General features: G+C 56.3%; 13 protein-coding genes. 5 read left to right on the top strand and 8 right to left on the bottom strand.

The window, feature by feature from the left end:
• Positions 1 to 180 precede the first annotated feature (180 nt).
• The 5 genes from Pan181_RS14665 to Pan181_RS14645 form a co-directional block, all read right to left on the bottom strand.
• Positions 181 to 2,016 (bottom strand): LamG-like jellyroll fold domain-containing protein, encoded by a 1,836-nt coding sequence (locus Pan181_RS14665; protein ID WP_145247624.1) that lies wholly within the window; start codon positions 2,014 to 2,016, stop codon positions 181 to 183.
• Positions 2,013 to 2,591, bottom strand: coding sequence for a sigma-70 family RNA polymerase sigma factor (locus tag Pan181_RS14660; RefSeq protein ID WP_145247622.1), 579 nt, complete (start codon positions 2,589 to 2,591; stop codon positions 2,013 to 2,015). Before Pan181_RS14660 ends, Pan181_RS14665 begins: the two co-directional genes overlap by 4 nt.
• Before the next feature lie 623 nt (positions 2,592 to 3,214).
• Positions 3,215 to 3,907 carry a PEP-CTERM sorting domain-containing protein gene (locus Pan181_RS14655; RefSeq protein WP_145247620.1) on the bottom strand — a complete coding sequence of 231 codons (693 nt, stop codon included), beginning with the start codon at positions 3,905 to 3,907 and terminating at the stop codon, positions 3,215 to 3,217.
• Between the two features lie 2,418 nt (positions 3,908 to 6,325).
• On the bottom strand, positions 6,326 to 6,973 hold the full coding sequence (locus tag Pan181_RS14650; RefSeq protein WP_145244957.1) for an IS630 family transposase: 648 nt from the start codon (positions 6,971 to 6,973) through the stop codon (positions 6,326 to 6,328).
• Positions 6,961 to 7,425 (bottom strand): helix-turn-helix domain-containing protein, encoded by a 465-nt coding sequence (locus Pan181_RS14645; RefSeq protein ID WP_145244956.1) that lies wholly within the window; start codon positions 7,423 to 7,425, stop codon positions 6,961 to 6,963. Before Pan181_RS14645 ends, Pan181_RS14650 begins: the two co-directional genes overlap by 13 nt.
• Before the next feature lie 781 nt (positions 7,426 to 8,206).
• Between Pan181_RS14645 and Pan181_RS27125 the strand changes: the two genes are divergently transcribed.
• A complete protein-coding gene (locus Pan181_RS27125; protein ID WP_145246110.1) occupies positions 8,207 to 8,653 on the top strand; it encodes a helix-turn-helix domain-containing protein in 447 nt (148 codons plus the stop codon).
• A complete protein-coding gene (locus tag Pan181_RS27120) occupies positions 8,650 to 9,348 on the top strand; it encodes an IS630 family transposase (RefSeq protein WP_145246109.1) in 699 nt (232 codons plus the stop codon). The genes Pan181_RS27125 and Pan181_RS27120 overlap by 4 nt, the downstream gene beginning before the upstream one ends.
• Positions 9,349 to 10,014: 666 nt before the next feature.
• Here the strand turns inward: Pan181_RS27120 and Pan181_RS14630 are convergent.
• From Pan181_RS14630 to Pan181_RS14620, 3 genes are all read right to left on the bottom strand, one after another.
• A complete protein-coding gene (locus Pan181_RS14630; RefSeq protein ID WP_231943599.1) occupies positions 10,015 to 11,568 on the bottom strand; it encodes a sulfatase family protein in 1,554 nt (517 codons plus the stop codon).
• 186 nt (positions 11,569 to 11,754) lie between these two features.
• On the bottom strand, positions 11,755 to 12,249 hold the full coding sequence (locus Pan181_RS14625) for a CBS domain-containing protein (protein ID WP_145247616.1): 495 nt from the start codon (positions 12,247 to 12,249) through the stop codon (positions 11,755 to 11,757).
• Between the two features lie 3 nt (positions 12,250 to 12,252).
• A complete protein-coding gene (locus Pan181_RS14620; protein WP_197528361.1) occupies positions 12,253 to 12,720 on the bottom strand; it encodes a CBS domain-containing protein in 468 nt (155 codons plus the stop codon).
• A 499-nt stretch (positions 12,721 to 13,219) separates the two neighbouring features.
• Here Pan181_RS14620 and bktB point away from each other — a divergent pair, with 499 nt between their 5' ends.
• The 3 genes from bktB (at position 13,220) to Pan181_RS14605 (ending at position 15,738) form a co-directional block, all read left to right on the top strand.
• A complete protein-coding gene (gene bktB, locus Pan181_RS14615) occupies positions 13,220 to 14,401 on the top strand; it encodes a beta-ketothiolase BktB (protein ID WP_145247612.1) in 1,182 nt (393 codons plus the stop codon).
• Between the two features lie 75 nt (positions 14,402 to 14,476).
• On the top strand, positions 14,477 to 15,223 hold the full coding sequence (fabG, locus tag Pan181_RS14610; RefSeq protein WP_145247610.1) for a 3-oxoacyl-ACP reductase FabG: 747 nt from the start codon (positions 14,477 to 14,479) through the stop codon (positions 15,221 to 15,223).
• 152 nt (positions 15,224 to 15,375) lie between these two features.
• A complete protein-coding gene (locus Pan181_RS14605) occupies positions 15,376 to 15,738 on the top strand; it encodes a hypothetical protein (protein WP_145247608.1) in 363 nt (120 codons plus the stop codon).
• Position 15,739: the final 1 nt, after the last annotated feature.

The raw sequence follows: 15,739 nt of genomic DNA, 5'->3' as shown, positions 1-15,739 counted from the left end.
GAGTTGGGCCGGGCGCGACGTCGGTAGTGGGGGACGTTGGGGGACGCAAGATTGTGCCAGGGGTGGCACAAAGTGAGCGTGACGGGAGTCGCGACGACTCCGCGCCGAACCTTTCGTGCTGTTGTTGTAGGTAGTTAATCATGGGGGTATATCAATCAAGTACAGCAACACCGGGCAAAGCTAGGGACGTTTCAGCCCGGCCTGGTAGTGTTCTCCGATTTCTTCTGGCGTCAGTGGGCGATCAAAAATCGCCAGCTCATCAATTCCACCCCGCCAGCGTTCGGGCGGACAGTAGTCGTTCGAAGTGAGTGGATGGCAACCGATCGAGCAATTGTTTTTGCTGAGAATACCGCTAAGGTCGAGCGGCGAATCTGCAGGTAGCGGAGCGAAATCCATGACGCCATGGCCGGTAGCACGCAGCATTACGGGAACCGGACTGCCATCGATATACATCTGTGGGTGGCCCAGTTCGTTGACGGTGACCGCCACATGCGTCCAACGATCAAAAGGGATGGCCGTGGTAGAGATCGAGTCGTACACGCCATGGAAAGTAAATATCAATCCATGCCCTTCGTAATTGTCGTCGGAAGCGAATTGCGATCCTCCCACTCCCATCGCAAACCCACCCTCATCCGTCGCGTTGCGGTAGAAGCTAGAGATAATCCGCTTGGCACTCGTGGTGCTATCGTCTGTGAGCTTCACCCATGCTTCGATGCTAAAGCTCTTATTCAGTTTCAACTCGGGGAGGTCCTGTAACTGAATGCCCTGGTTATCGTTGCTAAACAGGGCATACGTATTCGAGGACTCCTGCATGTCGGTTCTTTGGTCGAGGAATACTCCGTAGTTCGGCGATGCCGAAAACTCAAGCTCCCCTTGGCTCTTCACCACCGGATAAGGTTGGTTAAACCGCCAGTAGCTCAAAGGAGCACTGTGAGTTACTGCCAATTCATACGACGATGCGGGAACCTTGCGTAAGAAAGACGACTTGTTGAATGTAATGTCGTTTACCGAGGCTCCATTGGCCGCGATTTGGCGAGCTCCCCCTTCGGTGAGTGTTTCGCGTGGCACGTTCACCGTGGTGCTGTTGGCAGCTAGCGCGACGGCTCCGTCGAGCACATGCACGTCGACGTTGCCCGACTCTTCGATGTCGACGCCGAACTCGGTGCCAAGGTCGACAATCGCACCCGCGCTAGTGGAAATCGTGAAGCCAATCGCTTCTTCCGGCACCCGGGCCAGTACTTTGCCTTTGTTGAGCAGCACTTTATTCGCCGAGAGCAAGTCCATCTCAAACGGCGCTTCGCCGACTAGGATCGAACCATCGTCGAGCAGGATCTCGACCACTCCTTGATCCAGTGCGAACTCACCAAGCGGTAGCCGCTGGTCAGCACCAATCGGACGGTTGTCGCCTGTCCAGATTGCGTTGAACGATTGGGTGACCTTGCCGTAGGTTTGTATTGCTGGGGTTGCCAGCGGGGGAGAGACCTCTGCCAGGTCGCCTTGGGACGACGATTGGCTGAGCATCGCCTGGGTGACAAACCCAATCAACACGATCACGGCCGTGGCTGCCAGCCAGACCGCGAACCGGGGAATCTCGATCGGCTGCGGCCGTCGGGGGCGGTTGAGTCGTTCGAGCTCTTGCTGGCGGAGCCGATCTTCTTCGGCTTCTACCAACGCTTGCTTCATACGACGCAGCGATTCGGCTTCGGCCTTTTTGCGGTCGGCTTCGGCCGACTCGTGAAGTAGTTCGCGAATGTTCGCTGGATCAACATCCAGTTTCAGCTCGCAAGAAGAATCCGAGGCTGCATAGAATTGGCACAGATCCCGCTGGTGGAGCTGGCTGTGGGTGCCGGAATGGATGAGCGCTACCTGGGCGAACCACCGGGCGTACGCGGGATTCTCCAGCAGCATCGATTGCAACACCGCGAACTGCGACTCGCTGAGTTGATCGTCCAAGTACCCATGGAACAGCTCAAGCACTCCATCGGGTGGCATCGGGTCGTGAATGGTTTGGCTCATTTGCTGGCCCCTCTTGGCATGTCGTCGGAGCCAAGTTGGCCATGAACACAATCGACCAGAGCCTTGCGAATACGATGCAAGGCCACGCGGACCGCGCCGGCGGTCATGCCGGTGGTCTCGGCCACGCGAGTGACAGATTGTTGTCGCAAGTATCTCATTTCAAGCAGTTGTTTCGCGCGGCCTCGAATGCGATTCAGGCAACTCTCCAGCGCAACTTGAGTGTCGCTCGCCGAAGGGGCCAGTTCATCGAATGCGGAAGTCAAAACCTCGACGACTTCGTCGTCGAAGACCAATTTGTCGCGAGAATTCGCTCGTAGCTCCTCCAACACCTTGTACCGGGCGATGCCTAACACCCAGGGCACGAAAGGTCGGGAGCGATCGTATTCTTCGAATTTCTCTGCAACCGTTGCCGCAGTTTCCTGCAGCACATCTTCCGCCTTATGGAAGTCGATTACCGTGGAGCGTATGAACCCCAGCACCACGCTGTGAGCCTGCGTCCAAAGGACGTTTAGCTCTCGACGCGATTGACGCGAGGATTCGGATTCGGATGTAGTCGTATCCCGGTGCTGGTTCATTCAGCCCACTTATCTACTCGGACGCACTAATGGAATAAGTAACTACAGGTAAGCTGCAATTAAACAACGTCCGCCTTCTCCGCCTCGAAGGTTATTTGAACCGCGGGAGCTGTCGCGTTACAAGAAAAAGCGATGAAATTTTCGCCAAAATTGCGTGAGCCCTGTAATAAAAGGACGTTTTGGGGAAATAGGCCGGCAAAAAGTTCGTGATTGGCTGAAGTGTCCCGTGGTGTTCGACAGACTTGATCTCGTTGTGCGGATGGCCGTAGTGGCAACTCGGTATCCAGTCCTGGCAAACTGAGGCGGTAAGAGATGGAAGTTAGGTTAGGGGGGCCTCCCACCTGCCAAAGCCCTCGTCGCAGCAGTGCCTGCCAGCAATGTATCGATGCGGAGTGACAACCAGCGCGGCGAAGTTGCTCGGTTGGGAGTGATCGCTCAGAGCACAACCGCTTTGATGTAGTTATGAGAGCTGAGTGAACAACCTCACTGGGCAATTCTGCAGGAGGTTGGCTAATGCGTGAGAGCTAAACGCTTCGATTTCAGCGATAGCGCAAAACATCGGCTCGACTTGCGCGGAGCAAATCGAGCCGATGAGGGGAAGTAGTGGAACTAAGCTTGGTAGCCTAGGCTCTGCGGAATACAGTAACTACGCCAAGCAGGGCGATGCCCGCCAGTAGGGCAGTCGCCGGTTCAGGCACCCGGTAGATTTCACCTGCTGCTACGGGGAGCACGGCTTTGTAGCCGGCAGTGCCGTCAATTTCGCCTTCGGTATTGGCACCCGCCGATCCATCGACTGTGAGGCCATGAATAACGATCTCACGAAATTCGAGCGGCAGTAGGTCATCGCCTACGTATTCGTTGCCGGTGACAGGACTCATGAACAGAGAGGAATCGTCGAGATCAAAGGTATCGCTGTAGATGAAAGTTCCATCTGGTGTGTTCATCGTGGTGAGTGGTAGCAGGATGTCGCCATAGGAGGGAACCCCTTCAATTACTTCAACGAAACCATCGCCATCACTGTCGTTGGCTAATGTTGGCGTCATCGAATCAAGTGCTTGGTTTCCACTCGATCCGTCGCCATCCAACAAACCATGGATGTGCATGATATGATCCATGTTTGGTTCGAGACCAATTACAGTCATATCAATAGTTAAGATCCGCGTATCGGGGTTAACTTCAAGAATTGCAGTACCAGATACACCGGAATCATTTAGCGTATTCACGTCAGCCTGATAGACGCTGTGGACCGCTTGAGCGGGGACTGCAGTCACCAGTGCGGCAACTCCAGCCAAGAGGGTAAGACTTCGCAACAGCATGAGTGTTCCTTCCAAATAGTAGAGAATCTAACAGCTACCTCAGACGCCCAGCAGATGACCGCGAGCCCACTGCCTGCCTCGCGAAATACTCTGTTAGCTGCCAATCAAGGATCAGCTTGCTTGCTCGGCTGCAGAAATAACTTTGGCGTCCTGGTGCAGTGTTCGTGTATAAGTGACTTACGTTGTCGCCAGGCAGACGGGCAGGGTGGAGCTCTAGGGGTCTTGCATCACCCATATCGCCTTGGGCCGCAACTTACATACCAGCTCGCCCGCGCAGTCGGTTCTGAGCTAGCAAATGTTTGTGCAGAGTTATTGCAGCAGTTTGGATAGAGTCGGTTGATGACGAGTTAAATCGGAGTTTGCAGAATGGCATGCTCGATCAGATATTCTCTTAAAAAATCTGTAATAGAGTTGAAGCTACGGCCATGTCGAACAGAGGCTGACCTCGAAACATACTGCCTAGCTGACCGCTCGGCGCTCAGTCCGACAGGTTCGCAACCAATCTCTCTGGCAGAGCATCGATTGCAACGGAATGGTAAGCGTAGCAGCCACCTGGTGATTACCAGGCCGGAGTTTGTTAGGGCAAGGCTTGCAAGAGAGTTCGTGTCGTGTGACAAGAAGCAAGACCATAAACCTGAGTGATGGCTAACCGCATGAGGTTATGAGTCGCTGGCCGACGCCTCCGGCTGCGGGAGGAAAAGGGGGAGGATAAAAGGGGCATTCTAATTTGTTGAAAAACTAGAATGTCCCCCTTTCAGCTGCTCGAAAGTCGTGAGCGATCGCGGAACTTTGTTCGTTTCGGGGGGTGAAACATGTCAGTGCGTCTTGCATTGGTTGCTATAAGTCTAGGAGTTGCGATTGCTGCTGGTGCGGCTCTTTTCGCACACTTCCTTTGGAAAGCGATTGATCATCCACTCTTGCAGTTAGCAATCTTTTGCTCAATAGGAGCGTTTCTAGCGTTCATGATGGCTTTTGTTACGAGTTGCACTAGACTGGCAGTCCTAGACTCGTGCTATCTTGCCGCGTTTATGGGGTTTTCGCTTTTCAGCATTCACTATTCGATACTCGATGCAAATGTGGCTCGTTTTGAGAAGTTTGGCTCAGTGTACGCTGTGGGGATAATCATCATGGTCGTCGGTGGTGCAGTCGGAAGCCTTCCAGCTGGGGTACCGCCTTCACCTGAAAAAAATCGACTGAGGATTTCGGTTATCCTAATCGCGATTTCGGGCTTGGCAGCTGTCTTGAGCTTGATTGCGATCTGTAAACATTGAGGCGCAAGAAACGGGGCAGGTCCAGTTATTGACTCGCAGTGGGCTGGATGTTTGGCGAGGCGTGTCGCGACACTCAAAGAACTGAGCAGCCAACGAACCCAAATACGGATCGGCGGTAGCGGGTAACTTGGAACGTGTGAAACAGTTTCGTTCTAGCCACGGACGCACACTGATTCTCACGGATGGGGGGCCTTTTGAGCTTCGCCCACCGATAACTGGGCGTGGTGCGTTCTGCGAAGTGGCAATTCGTGGTGCGCCCAGCTGTCGGTGCTACCCAGTTGCTCCGCGGGCTCGGCGACTCTGCCATGCTGGCTTGATTCTCACGCCGTTTTCTGGTGCTGCCCTCCCCGGGCCTGATAGCCCGAAGGTTGCCTCTTTATTGGCCACAAGCGGGAGGGGGATTTCGAATGATCTGCGGATCTCAGAGTTTCCATGGTTTTCGGCAGTGGTAGCAGTGGGAAAGTTCCGTTGCCAGCGATCGGCAGATCATTAAGCACGTCGTCAAGAAGTTTCTTATGAACAAAGAGCTGCAATGTATATTGCTTGAATGTATGCTAACAAAAGTGAATACCCCTGCAACGCCTGGTCAGAAACAAGAAAAAGAAGCGATTCTTGTGGCAATGGTTGTAAATGGCGGGACATCATGTTTGTGCTGTTCTCAGGGGGATCGTCGCGCTCAGTGCCAAGCGGTGTTTAGCTCAAAGCAGTGAGTTCCAGCAGTTCTTCGTACTGGAGGTGTTGGTCGCAACCGTGGTAAACGAAAACTGAGACACCAACAAGGTTCAGAAGGATGAAAATGTCGCTAGCGAGATTTCGCCATGTGAAGGCATTGCAGCCCTACGTTCATTTTGGGTTTTCGCCTGAGTGGAACGACGCTCGCGATGCCCCATCGTCCTTAAAACTCGCGCTAAATATGGCTGGGCTCTCACGGCTAAACGGACTGGGGCTAATCTTTCCTGTTAAGAACGTGCTGATAGATAGCTTTCGCGAGGAGGAACACCTGCTAAATCGACTGTCCTTGCTCAAGGAAGTAAGTGCTGCGGGGGTAATTGACTCAGAGATTTCGTCGATCACGCTCAATTATTTAACGTGCCTACCAGACCTCAAATACCTGTCGCTGGCGGGCACTAGTACGTCGTCCCGGAAGTCATTTCCTATAGAGTTCAGGGAAGACGCGTTTGGCGTCTTTTCGATGGAAGGTCCAATTGATTTTGATTTTCTTCCGATTGCGGTCGCGTGAACAGTGGGAGAGTTCGCTTTGAACCTTGTCGAGCGAAGCCAACCGACGTCCCAGGCATTGTCGCTGTATGGCCGAGATTTCGATCTCGGCCATGTTGAGCCAACTGGCATGCTTGGGGGTAAAATGCCACACAATCCGCTCCAGCATTGGCCGAGCCGCCTCCTCGCCAAAGGTTTCGATCAACGACTTCTCGTTGTGCGTGTTGAGGTTGTCCATCACCAGATGAACCCGCTCTGCGTCGGGATAGCGCTTCAAGAGGTCGCGGACGAACCGGGCGAAGTCGGCTCGCTTGCGGTGACGCTTGGCCTGAACGAATCGCTTGCCCGCCTTCGGCTCGACCGCCACGAACACGCTGCAGGTTCCGCAGCGGCGGTACTCGTAGTCCTGCTTCGCGATCTTGCCGGGTGCCGCGGGCTCGGGCGGCCGCGCGTCGTCGACCCTCTGATAGGGCTGCTCGTCGAGGCAGACGACCGGCTCGTTCGGGTCGAGCGGCTTCTCGTACTGCTCGAGGACGTCCTCCATCCGCTCACAGAACTCGTCGTTCAGCTTGGGCACGCACCAAGTTTTTTTCGCCACGGCTTCAGGTCGTGTTCCTTGAGCCACAGCGAGACCTCCGTCACGCTGAGCGAATCGACGAAGCCTTCCTTCACCGCGTGCTCGCACAACAATTCCAGCGTCCAGCGAGCCCGTCCCTCGGGCGGCTCGCTGCACGCCAGGGCGATTACCTGTTGCTGCTGCCGCTTGGTGAACTCTGGGGGGCGGCCCGAGCGAGGCGCATCGTACACCGCCCGCTGGACGCCCTCTTCGCAGAACCGCTTTCGGACGGCTCGGACGTTGCGCGTCGTGCAGCCCACATGCTCGGCGATCTCTTCGTCGGTGCATCCCGAGTCCGATTTCAATAATATCTGGCAGCGACGCACCACTTGCGCCGCGCGGGCGCCTGAGCGTGCTAGCTGCTCCAAACCTCCACGGGCCTGGTGGTCCAGGCAAACAATGTGCTTTTTCATTCCGCAGCATATAGCAGCGGAATGGATTTCAGGAAAGACGTACTAGGTTTCGAGACGACTGCGTAGGTGTCTTAGCGAGTCTTTCGCAACTTGAAACCTTGGTGCTAAGCGGCACGAACTTGGATGATGAGTCCGTGTCGTCGATACAGTCTGCCTTAACTAATTGCCAAGTGATTCACGATCCAGACTACTAAGAGATCGACGCGGCACGGCGACACTGCTACGGCGTCCGCTTCTCGAGTGCCACTGCTGGCTTGTCGCGGGCAGTCCTTCGAGATCGCACGGCAGAAAGAGCGGATCGCTCATGATCCGCCATGTTGCCCAATTGCCAGCAGTGGGTTGGATGCTTGGTGTGGAACGTGTGAAACAGTTTCCTTCCAGCCACGGACGCACACTTATCATCACGGATGGGGTGGCCTCTTGGGCTTCGCCCACCGACTACAGGGCGTGGTGCGTCTTGTGGAGTGGCAATGCGTGGTGCGCCCAGCTGTTGGTGCTACCCAGTTGCTCCGCGGGCTCGGCGACTCTGCCATGCTGGCTCGATTCTCGTGCCATACTCTGGTGCTGCCCTCCCCGGGCCTGATAGCCCGACCCGTGTCTCTTTATTGGCCGCAAGCGGGAGGGAAGGTGGGTGGCCTGAGTTTGCTTGGATCCTTATCACTATTCATTATCCATTTGGGTACTAGTGCTTCGTGACAGCTAGGAATTAGGGTTGGCTTTTCCGCCCATTGATGCGAGACTTCCTTGCGTTTTGCCCGTGCATTTCGACAAGGAGGTCGTCATGAGTAGAAAGAAGTATATCGTTGAACTGACCGAGGAGGAGCGTTCCGTTCTGCAAGATGTCGTGAAACGGCTCCAGGGGACCAGCCAGAAGGTGAAGCGAGCCAACATCCTTCTGAAGGCAGATATTGGGGGTGCGTGCTGGACGGACGCAAAGATCGCCGAGGCGTTGGATTGTCGCACGAAGACAGTGGAAAATGTGCGGCAGCGGTTCGTCGAGCGGGGCCTTGAGGAGACGCTCAACGGCAAACAGCGAGACAGCCCGCCCACCGAAAAGTTGCTTGACGGCGAACAAGAGGCAAAGATCATCGCCATGCGGCTGGGAGAGGCCCCGAAGGGCTACGGCAAGTGGACGCTGCGTCTCTTGGCAAGAAAGGCGGTAGAGCTAGAAATTGTCGACTCGATCAGCTACCAAACCGTGCGGCGCACGCTCAAAAAAACCGCATGAACACCAAACGCAACGTTCAATACTGGGTGATCCCTCCCGAAGCGAACGCCGAGTTCGTAGCCCACATGGAGGACGTGCTGGACGTTTATTCCCGGCCCTACGATCCGTGTCTTCCCGTCCTGTGCATGGACGAGCAACCGGTTCAACTGGTCGAAGAGATCAAAGCTCCCCTTCCGGCAACGCGTCATCACCCAAAGCGAGTGGATTACGAATACCGGCGATCGGGAGTGGCCAAAGTCTTCATGTTCGCCGAGCCACTTGCCTTGTGGCGTCAGGTCTCGGTGCGGGACAAGAAGACCAAGGTCGATTGGGCCGTCGAGATGGCGAACCTCCTGGAGGGCCGCTACGCAAAATGCGAGAAAGTGCTCGTGGTGTGCGACAATCTCAACACGCACACCATCGGCGCCTTCTACGACGCATTCGAACCGGAGCGTGCCCGCAGTCTAGTCCGCCGGATCGAATTCCACCATACGCCCAAGCACGGCAGTTGGCTGAACATCGCCGAGAACGAACTGAGCTGTCTCACCGGACAATGCGTTGCGGGGCGTCGCATTGGTAGTGCCGAGCAATTGCGCGAGCAGTCGGCCGCCTGGCACGAGGACGTCAATCAAATACAACGCGGAGTCGAATGGCAAATGAAGATCGACGACGCACGAACCAAACTGAAATCGGTGTACCCTGAAATCAAGGTGTAACAGAGCACTAGCCGAAGTCGGATTTGAAACAGTGAGGGGCGTTTTCCGCTTCCCACCTCCCCGGCCCTTAGAGGCCGACCCTCCGCCAGCGGAGGGTGAAATTGGTGTTTTTATTCTCTCCAGATTTCGCTGGGAATTGGCCACTCATGGTGTTCTAATGGATAGGTGTATTTGGTCCGTTGTTTGTGGTCAGTAGTCCGTAGTTGGAGGATGGAATGGTTTAGCTAATTCTGAATTCACTTGATTGCCAATGTCGACGCGCAGGCGAATGGTTGCCGGCGTGGGCGTTCGCTGCTGCGCGTGTGGGCAATGCGGTGGTGGGGCTGCGTCGCTGGAAGCTCCTGGACCCACCCTACCACCTTCAAGATGACATTCCGATATCCCCAATCCGAAATTCCCCAACTCCCAACGTCCAACCAAAAATAGTTTCCCATGGGTGGGAATCTATTTTGGGCAACTATCGCGGAGGTGTTGATGCAACTTGTTGCTGTCAAACGACTTGCGATTGTTTCCCACTGCGAAAATAGATTCCCACTCGATGCGTTTTGGGAAATGGGAATCTATTCGAGGCCGAAAACCACTGGTTTTGTAGAGTGTGCGAAGATTCAATTTTCCCATCGGTGGGTAAATTGGGAATCTATTCGCAAGCTGCTGCGCAACGGGAGTCTACGGGGCCTTTTTGTTTGGTTTTACTCGTCCTGGTGGGCGGTTGTTCTTGCCTTTCACCTTGGTAAGGCTGTCGCCCAGGTCGGCGCGGGCTGCCTGGCCGGCGGCTTGAAGTCGCTCGACGATTTCCGGGTGCTCCGCAGCGATGTTCGTGGTTTCGCTCGGGTCGGCCTTGAGGTCGAACAGCTCGAGGTCGATCTTGAGCTGCTTGTACCCGACCGGCGAACCGTTCGTGCCGCCGGGGCGGCCATCGAGCGAGCGATACTGGTGCGGGAAGTGGAGCTTGTACTGGCGGTCGCGGATCGCTTGGAGTTGCCCGCCGTAGTAGCAGTAGAACGCCTCGTAAGGCGACTTGGCATCGGGCTGGCCGGAAAGGAGCGGCCAGATGTTGTGCCCGTCGATGGTGCGATCGTCTGGCAGCTTAGCGTCGATCAGCTTGGCGATCGTCGGCACCAGGTCCATGGTGCTTGCCAGCTCGTCGCACTTGGTGCCGGCCGGAATGGTGTCGGGCCACCAGACGATGCAAGGTTCGCGATAGCCGCCTTCGAACATGGTGCCTTTGCCTTCGCGGAAGATGCCCGCCGAGCCGGCATGGTCGCCGTAGCTTAGCCAGGGGCCATTGTCGGAGGTGAAGACGACCATCGTATTTTTATCGAGATCAAGTTTGCGAATCGTGTTGAGGATTTCGCCGACCGACCAGTCGAGTTCCATGACCACGTCGCCGAACAATCCCGCGCCGCTTTTGCCTTTGAAGTCGTCGGAGGCAAACAGCGGAACGTGCACCATGGGATGCGGCACGTACAAAAAGAAAGGTTGCTTTTGATTGTGTTCGATGAAGTCGACCGCCCGCTGAGTGAAACGCTTGGTAAACTGCGCCTGCTCGTCGCCGGTGATGACTTCGTCGACAATATGGTCGTCTTCGTACATCGGCAGAGGAGGGTAACCCTGCTTGCGGTCGGCGGCGCCCTTCGAGAGCTTGGCATACTGTGGGTGGAGCGGCCACATGTCGTTCGAGTAGGGGATGCCGAGCCATTCGTCGAAGCCGTGAAGCGTCGGCATGAACATCGGCCTGTCGCCGAGATGCCATTTGCCGTAGATCGCGGTCGCGTAGCCTTTCGACTTGCAGAGTTCCGCGAGGGTGGTCTCGTCGGGGTTGATGCCATGGTTCGAGTTAGGCCCGAGCGCGCCGAGGATGCCGATGCGTTCGGGGTAGCACCCGGTGAGCAGCGCCGCGCGCGACGCACTGCAGACAGCCGTGGCTGCATGGAAGTCGGTAAACACCCGGCCCTCGCTCGCCATGCGGTCGAGGTTCGGGGTCGAGTAGTCCTTCGCTCCGAACGGTCCGATGTCGGCGTAGCCCATGTCGTCGATGAAGATCACCACGATGTTCGGTGGACGCTGAGCGTTGGTCGTCGAGTCGGGCGTGTCGTCGTCGGCTCGCAAGGTCGACGTGATCGAAGCAGCGAGCAATACAATCAGATGCAAACGAACAATAATTGGAAGCAGATGCGAAGATCGCATCGAGGAGGAGATTACCGAAAGCAAGCAAGGCATATTGAGGCTCATCAAAGGCAGAGGAATCGAAACAACGGATCGACCGGTGGCAATGCGCACCGGTCGATGCGGGGTGGTTCCGATTCTTGCACACTTTTGCCTGGAATGCGAAGAGATTCCTATGCGCTGCGGCGGTTTTTTCTCGCCAGGCAGTCGCTGTCAGCGAGCGCCGGGCGAGGGGACGACTCAGCCAGCGAAGTACGAACGCAGGAAGCTAGTGATGCGATACGGGCTGGCGATGCCAACAATTTTATGATCGAGGTTAATGACTGGAACATGCCGAAAACCGTGCACGGCCATCACGGTGAGCACCGCCGCGGCCGAGTCGGTGTCGTACACGAAGTTAGGATTGCTGGTCATGAAGTCGCGGACCGGCAGGTGTTTCTTCGCTTCGTACTCCAAAGCGATCTTGTCGAGCAGGTCGCGGTCGGAGAATACCCCGACGAGCTTCTCGTCTTCCTCCACCAGCAAGCAAGCAACCTGCAAGCCCGAGAGCTTCTTGACCGCCTGTTCGATGGTGGTGTCGGGCGAGACGCCGACGTAGGGGGTCGACTGAATGGCCGACGCCGGTTGGGTTGCGAGGGCTTCCTCGAGTGGATCGTCGTATTCTTTGGGGTCGTAATTCTCCAGAGGATCGTGAAATTCACCGGAGTCCGCGGGAAATGGTCGTCGCGATGTCATCGGTTAAGCTCCTTCGCGTTCGGCGGGCGGGCGGCTGCCAACTCGCTGTACCATGACTTGCTGCGGAAAATGCTCGGAGATGTACTCCATCAATCCTTTTTGCCCTGTGAGGCCAACGACTTGCCCATCGGTGTTGAGCACGCCGATGAAGCGGACGTTGTTCAACTGCATGTCTTCGAGCACCAGGGAGATGGGATCCGACTCCATGACCCAGGGCCAAGGTTTCTCGAGGTGGTTGCCGATGACGTCGTTGACCGCCTCGGGGTTGTCCGCAAGAAGCTGGGTAAGCTTGCTCTCGGTGAACATGCCAAGCGGTTTGCGGTAGATGTCGACCACGATGACACATCCCAGGCGCCGCTCGCGCATTTTGAGAATCGCATCGCGGACGGTCTCGGCCGGCCCGCAGAGAACTGGCTCACGGAGGTCCAGCTTGCTGACTGGCTCGCTTGCCATGTTTTGTCTTAATCCCATGCTCTCACCTTTCGATTGCGAACTGCCGGTGGGCAATCCTGAGATCAGGTGCTTCCTTGGAGTGATCGACTCTGCGAAACGCATGCCGGCGATTTCGACCGGCGGAATGGTTTCTCCGGTTCGTAGCCTCGGTGGTAAACCCCGTCGGGGCCAATGGGGGAAGAGCTTCCAAAGTAGTTGTGCTGTGGACTCGAAAAGGACCTCAATAAGGCTACTGCAGTATGCCCGAATTTATGCCAAATGCCAAATGCTAATTCCAACAAACATCGTGAGGGTATGGTTTGCCAACGAGTGTGCTGATGTGTCACTGAACCGTGCCGTGGCGCGCGTTAACGCACACGCAAACGGACGGTTTGATTTGCATGGGGGACAAAGTTGACTACTTTCAGATTTCCGAATAATGGCATTAGATGTGCTTGACAAAGTAGACAGCTTTTCTGCTTCGAGCCTCATCTCTTGCTCGAGCACCGTGCATAAAAACTCAGCTTGGAGGGATACGATGAATCGTGAAGTCGTCGTGTTGAGTGGAGTGCGGACCGCCATCGGCGGATTCGGCGGCAGCCTGAAGGATACCCCGCCTACGGAGTTAGCGGCCGCTTGCGTCCGCGAGGCGGTGAGCCGAGCAAATGTCCCTAAACAGGATGTCGGTCACTGCATTTTTGGCAACATTATTCACACCGATTCGCACGATCATTACCTGGCTCGAGTGGCCGGCGTGAAGGGCGGATTACCTTACGAAACCCCGGCTTTAACGCTGAATCGACTCTGCGGAAGCGGTCTGCAGGCGATTCTCACCGCAGCCCAGACCATCATGCTCGGCGATGCGGAGGTCGCCGTGGCCGGTGGGGCCGAAAACATGAGCCGTAGCCCCTACTTTTCGACCGCCATGCGCTTCGGTGCACGGATGAACGACAGCAAAATGGTCGACGCCATGGTGGGGGCCCTCTCCGACCCGTTTGAGGACTACCACATGGGTGTCACGGCCGAGAACGTGGCGAAGAAATACGCGATCTCACGAGAGGACCAAGACGCTCTGGCGGTGGAGAGCCATCGGCGTGCCGGAGCAGCCCTAAATGCAGGGTATTTTAAGGCCCAAATCGTTCCGATCGAGATTCGCGTAAAGCGCGAAACGGTGCCGTTCGAAGTGGACGAAACCGTGCGGTTCGGGCTAACCGTCGAGAAGCTCGCCAAGCTCCCCACGGTGTTCGATCCCGAAGGGACCGTGACGCCTGGCAATGCTTCGAGCATCAACGATGCGGCCGCGGCCGTGGTGGTGGCCGATCGCCAGTACGCCGAGTCGCACGGGCTACAGCCGATCGGCAAGTTGGTCGCGTATTCCTACGCGGGTGTCGACCCTCAGTACATGGGCATCGGCCCGGTGCCGGCGGTCAGGAAAATACTAGAAAAAACGGGTTTCTGCTACGACGACATCGACGTGTTCGAAGTCAACGAAGCGTTCGCAGCCCAAGCACTGGCAGTGGCTCGCGAGCTCGAATTACCGATGGATCGCACCAACCCGAATGGCAGCGGGATTTCGCTGGGACATCCCATCGGAGCAACCGGTGCCATCCTCGTTGTGAAAGCCTTGTACGAACTGCAGCGTACTGCCAAGCAGCGGGCGCTGATCACCATGTGCATAGGAGGAGGGCAGGGGATCGCGGCCATATTCGAGCGCGAATAACCGAGAGCGAATTGCAAAAAAGGCTTTTTTTAAGAGCCACAAACGAGAATCTACTTCAGCCTCAAGGAGTCAGTGATGGGAAGAGTCGACGGACGAACCGCCCTCGTGACGGGGGCCTCGCGTGGTATCGGACGAGCGATTGCTCTGGAGCTAGCTCGCGAAGGAGCAAAGGTAGCTATCAATTATTCGCACAACGAAGCCAAGGCCGTGGAGGTGGCCGACGCCGTCGCGGCGTTGGGAGGGCAAAGCATGATTGTGCAGGCCAATATTGGCAATTCGAGCGAAGCTCGAGGCATGGTTCAGCGCGTTGCCAATGAGTTCGGACACCTCGATGTGTTGGTGAATAACGCTGGCATTACCCGCGATTCGATGCTGCCAAAAATGACCGACGACCAATGGGTGGAAGTCGTGTCGACCAACCTGAATGGGTGCTTCTTCTGCACCTCCGAAGCGATTCCCATCATGACTCGTCAGAGCTATGGAAGGATCGTGAATATCAGCTCGATGAACGGTCAAATCCCGGCGATGGGCCAGGCCAATTACAGTGCCAGCAAAGGGGGCATTATTGCCTTTACGCGCACTGCGGCGGCCGAGCTAGTGCGGTCGGGAATCACGGTGAATGTCGTCTCGCCTGGCTACACCGATACCGACATGTTTAATGCGGTGCCGGACGTCATTCAGGCTCAAATTAAAGGTAAAATTCCAATGGGGCGGTACGCCCAGCCCGAGGAAATTGCCAAGGCAGTTCTGTTCCTGGTTGCCGATGGCGACTACATCACCGGGCAGCAAATCAACGTGAACGGGGGGGCCTTCATGCAGTAGCCGGAAGGTGTAGTCACACGCGGGAATACCTCAGGCGAGGGAAGTGATGCGAAGGGATTCATCGCACTTCCATGCAGGGAATGCATCCCTCGCCTGATGTTCCGCAAACAGGAGTCCAGTTGGCCGAAACAAAACTTGCAAGCGAGGCGATTATGAGTGCGAATTCCACTGAGTCGTTCAACCCGTTCGACCCGACGGGCATGCTGAAAGATGTCCGCGATGCAGGCATGCAAACGTGGGCCAAAATGATGGTCGAAGCGGTGAACACCGACGCCTACTCCGAGGCCACCGGCGCCATGCTCGACGCCTGGTTGGTAACGTCGGGGCCGTTCCGTGAAGCCACGCAGAAGGCGATGGAAAAGTCGCTGGCGGAGCTGAATATGCCCTCGCGGGAGGAGATCACCAGGCTGGCCGGCAGGCTCACCAACATCGAAATGCGGCTCGACGATTTGGACGCCAAGCTCGACGAGATGTTGCAATGCTTGCGTCCATCTTCCCCGACTCAGAACGGCTAAA

Origin of the sequence: Aeoliella mucimassa, assembly GCF_007748035.1 — a bacterium.
GTDB lineage: Bacteria > Planctomycetota > Planctomycetia > Pirellulales > Lacipirellulaceae > Aeoliella > Aeoliella mucimassa.
This window is presented reverse-complemented; position numbering and strand designations above follow the sequence as displayed.

Bases quoted from the DNA above. Each gene is read 5' to 3' on its own strand.
- fabG (WP_145247610.1), top strand. From the start codon at position 14,477: ATGGGAAGAGTCGACGGACGAACCGCCCTCGTGACGGGGGCCTCGCGT.
- Pan181_RS27120 (WP_145246109.1), top strand. From the start codon at position 8,650: ATGAACACCAAACGCAACGTTCAATACTGGGTGATCCCTCCCGAAGCG.
- Pan181_RS14645 (WP_145244956.1), bottom strand. From the start codon at position 7,425: ATGAAAAAGCACATTGTTTGCCTGGACCACCAGGCCCGTGGAGGTTTG.
- Pan181_RS14605 (WP_145247608.1), top strand. From the start codon at position 15,376: ATGAGTGCGAATTCCACTGAGTCGTTCAACCCGTTCGACCCGACGGGC.
- Pan181_RS14625 (WP_145247616.1), bottom strand. From the start codon at position 12,249: ATGACATCGCGACGACCATTTCCCGCGGACTCCGGTGAATTTCACGAT.
- Pan181_RS14630 (WP_231943599.1), bottom strand. From the start codon at position 11,568: ATGCCTTGCTTGCTTTCGGTAATCTCCTCCTCGATGCGATCTTCGCAT.
- Pan181_RS27125 (WP_145246110.1), top strand. From the start codon at position 8,207: ATGAGTAGAAAGAAGTATATCGTTGAACTGACCGAGGAGGAGCGTTCC.
- bktB (WP_145247612.1), top strand. From the start codon at position 13,220: ATGAATCGTGAAGTCGTCGTGTTGAGTGGAGTGCGGACCGCCATCGGC.
- Pan181_RS14665 (WP_145247624.1), bottom strand. From the start codon at position 2,016: ATGAGCCAAACCATTCACGACCCGATGCCACCCGATGGAGTGCTTGAG.
- Pan181_RS14655 (WP_145247620.1), bottom strand. From the start codon at position 3,907: ATGCTGTTGCGAAGTCTTACCCTCTTGGCTGGAGTTGCCGCACTGGTG.
- Pan181_RS14620 (WP_197528361.1), bottom strand. From the start codon at position 12,720: ATGGGATTAAGACAAAACATGGCAAGCGAGCCAGTCAGCAAGCTGGAC.
- Pan181_RS14660 (WP_145247622.1), bottom strand. From the start codon at position 2,591: ATGAACCAGCACCGGGATACGACTACATCCGAATCCGAATCCTCGCGT.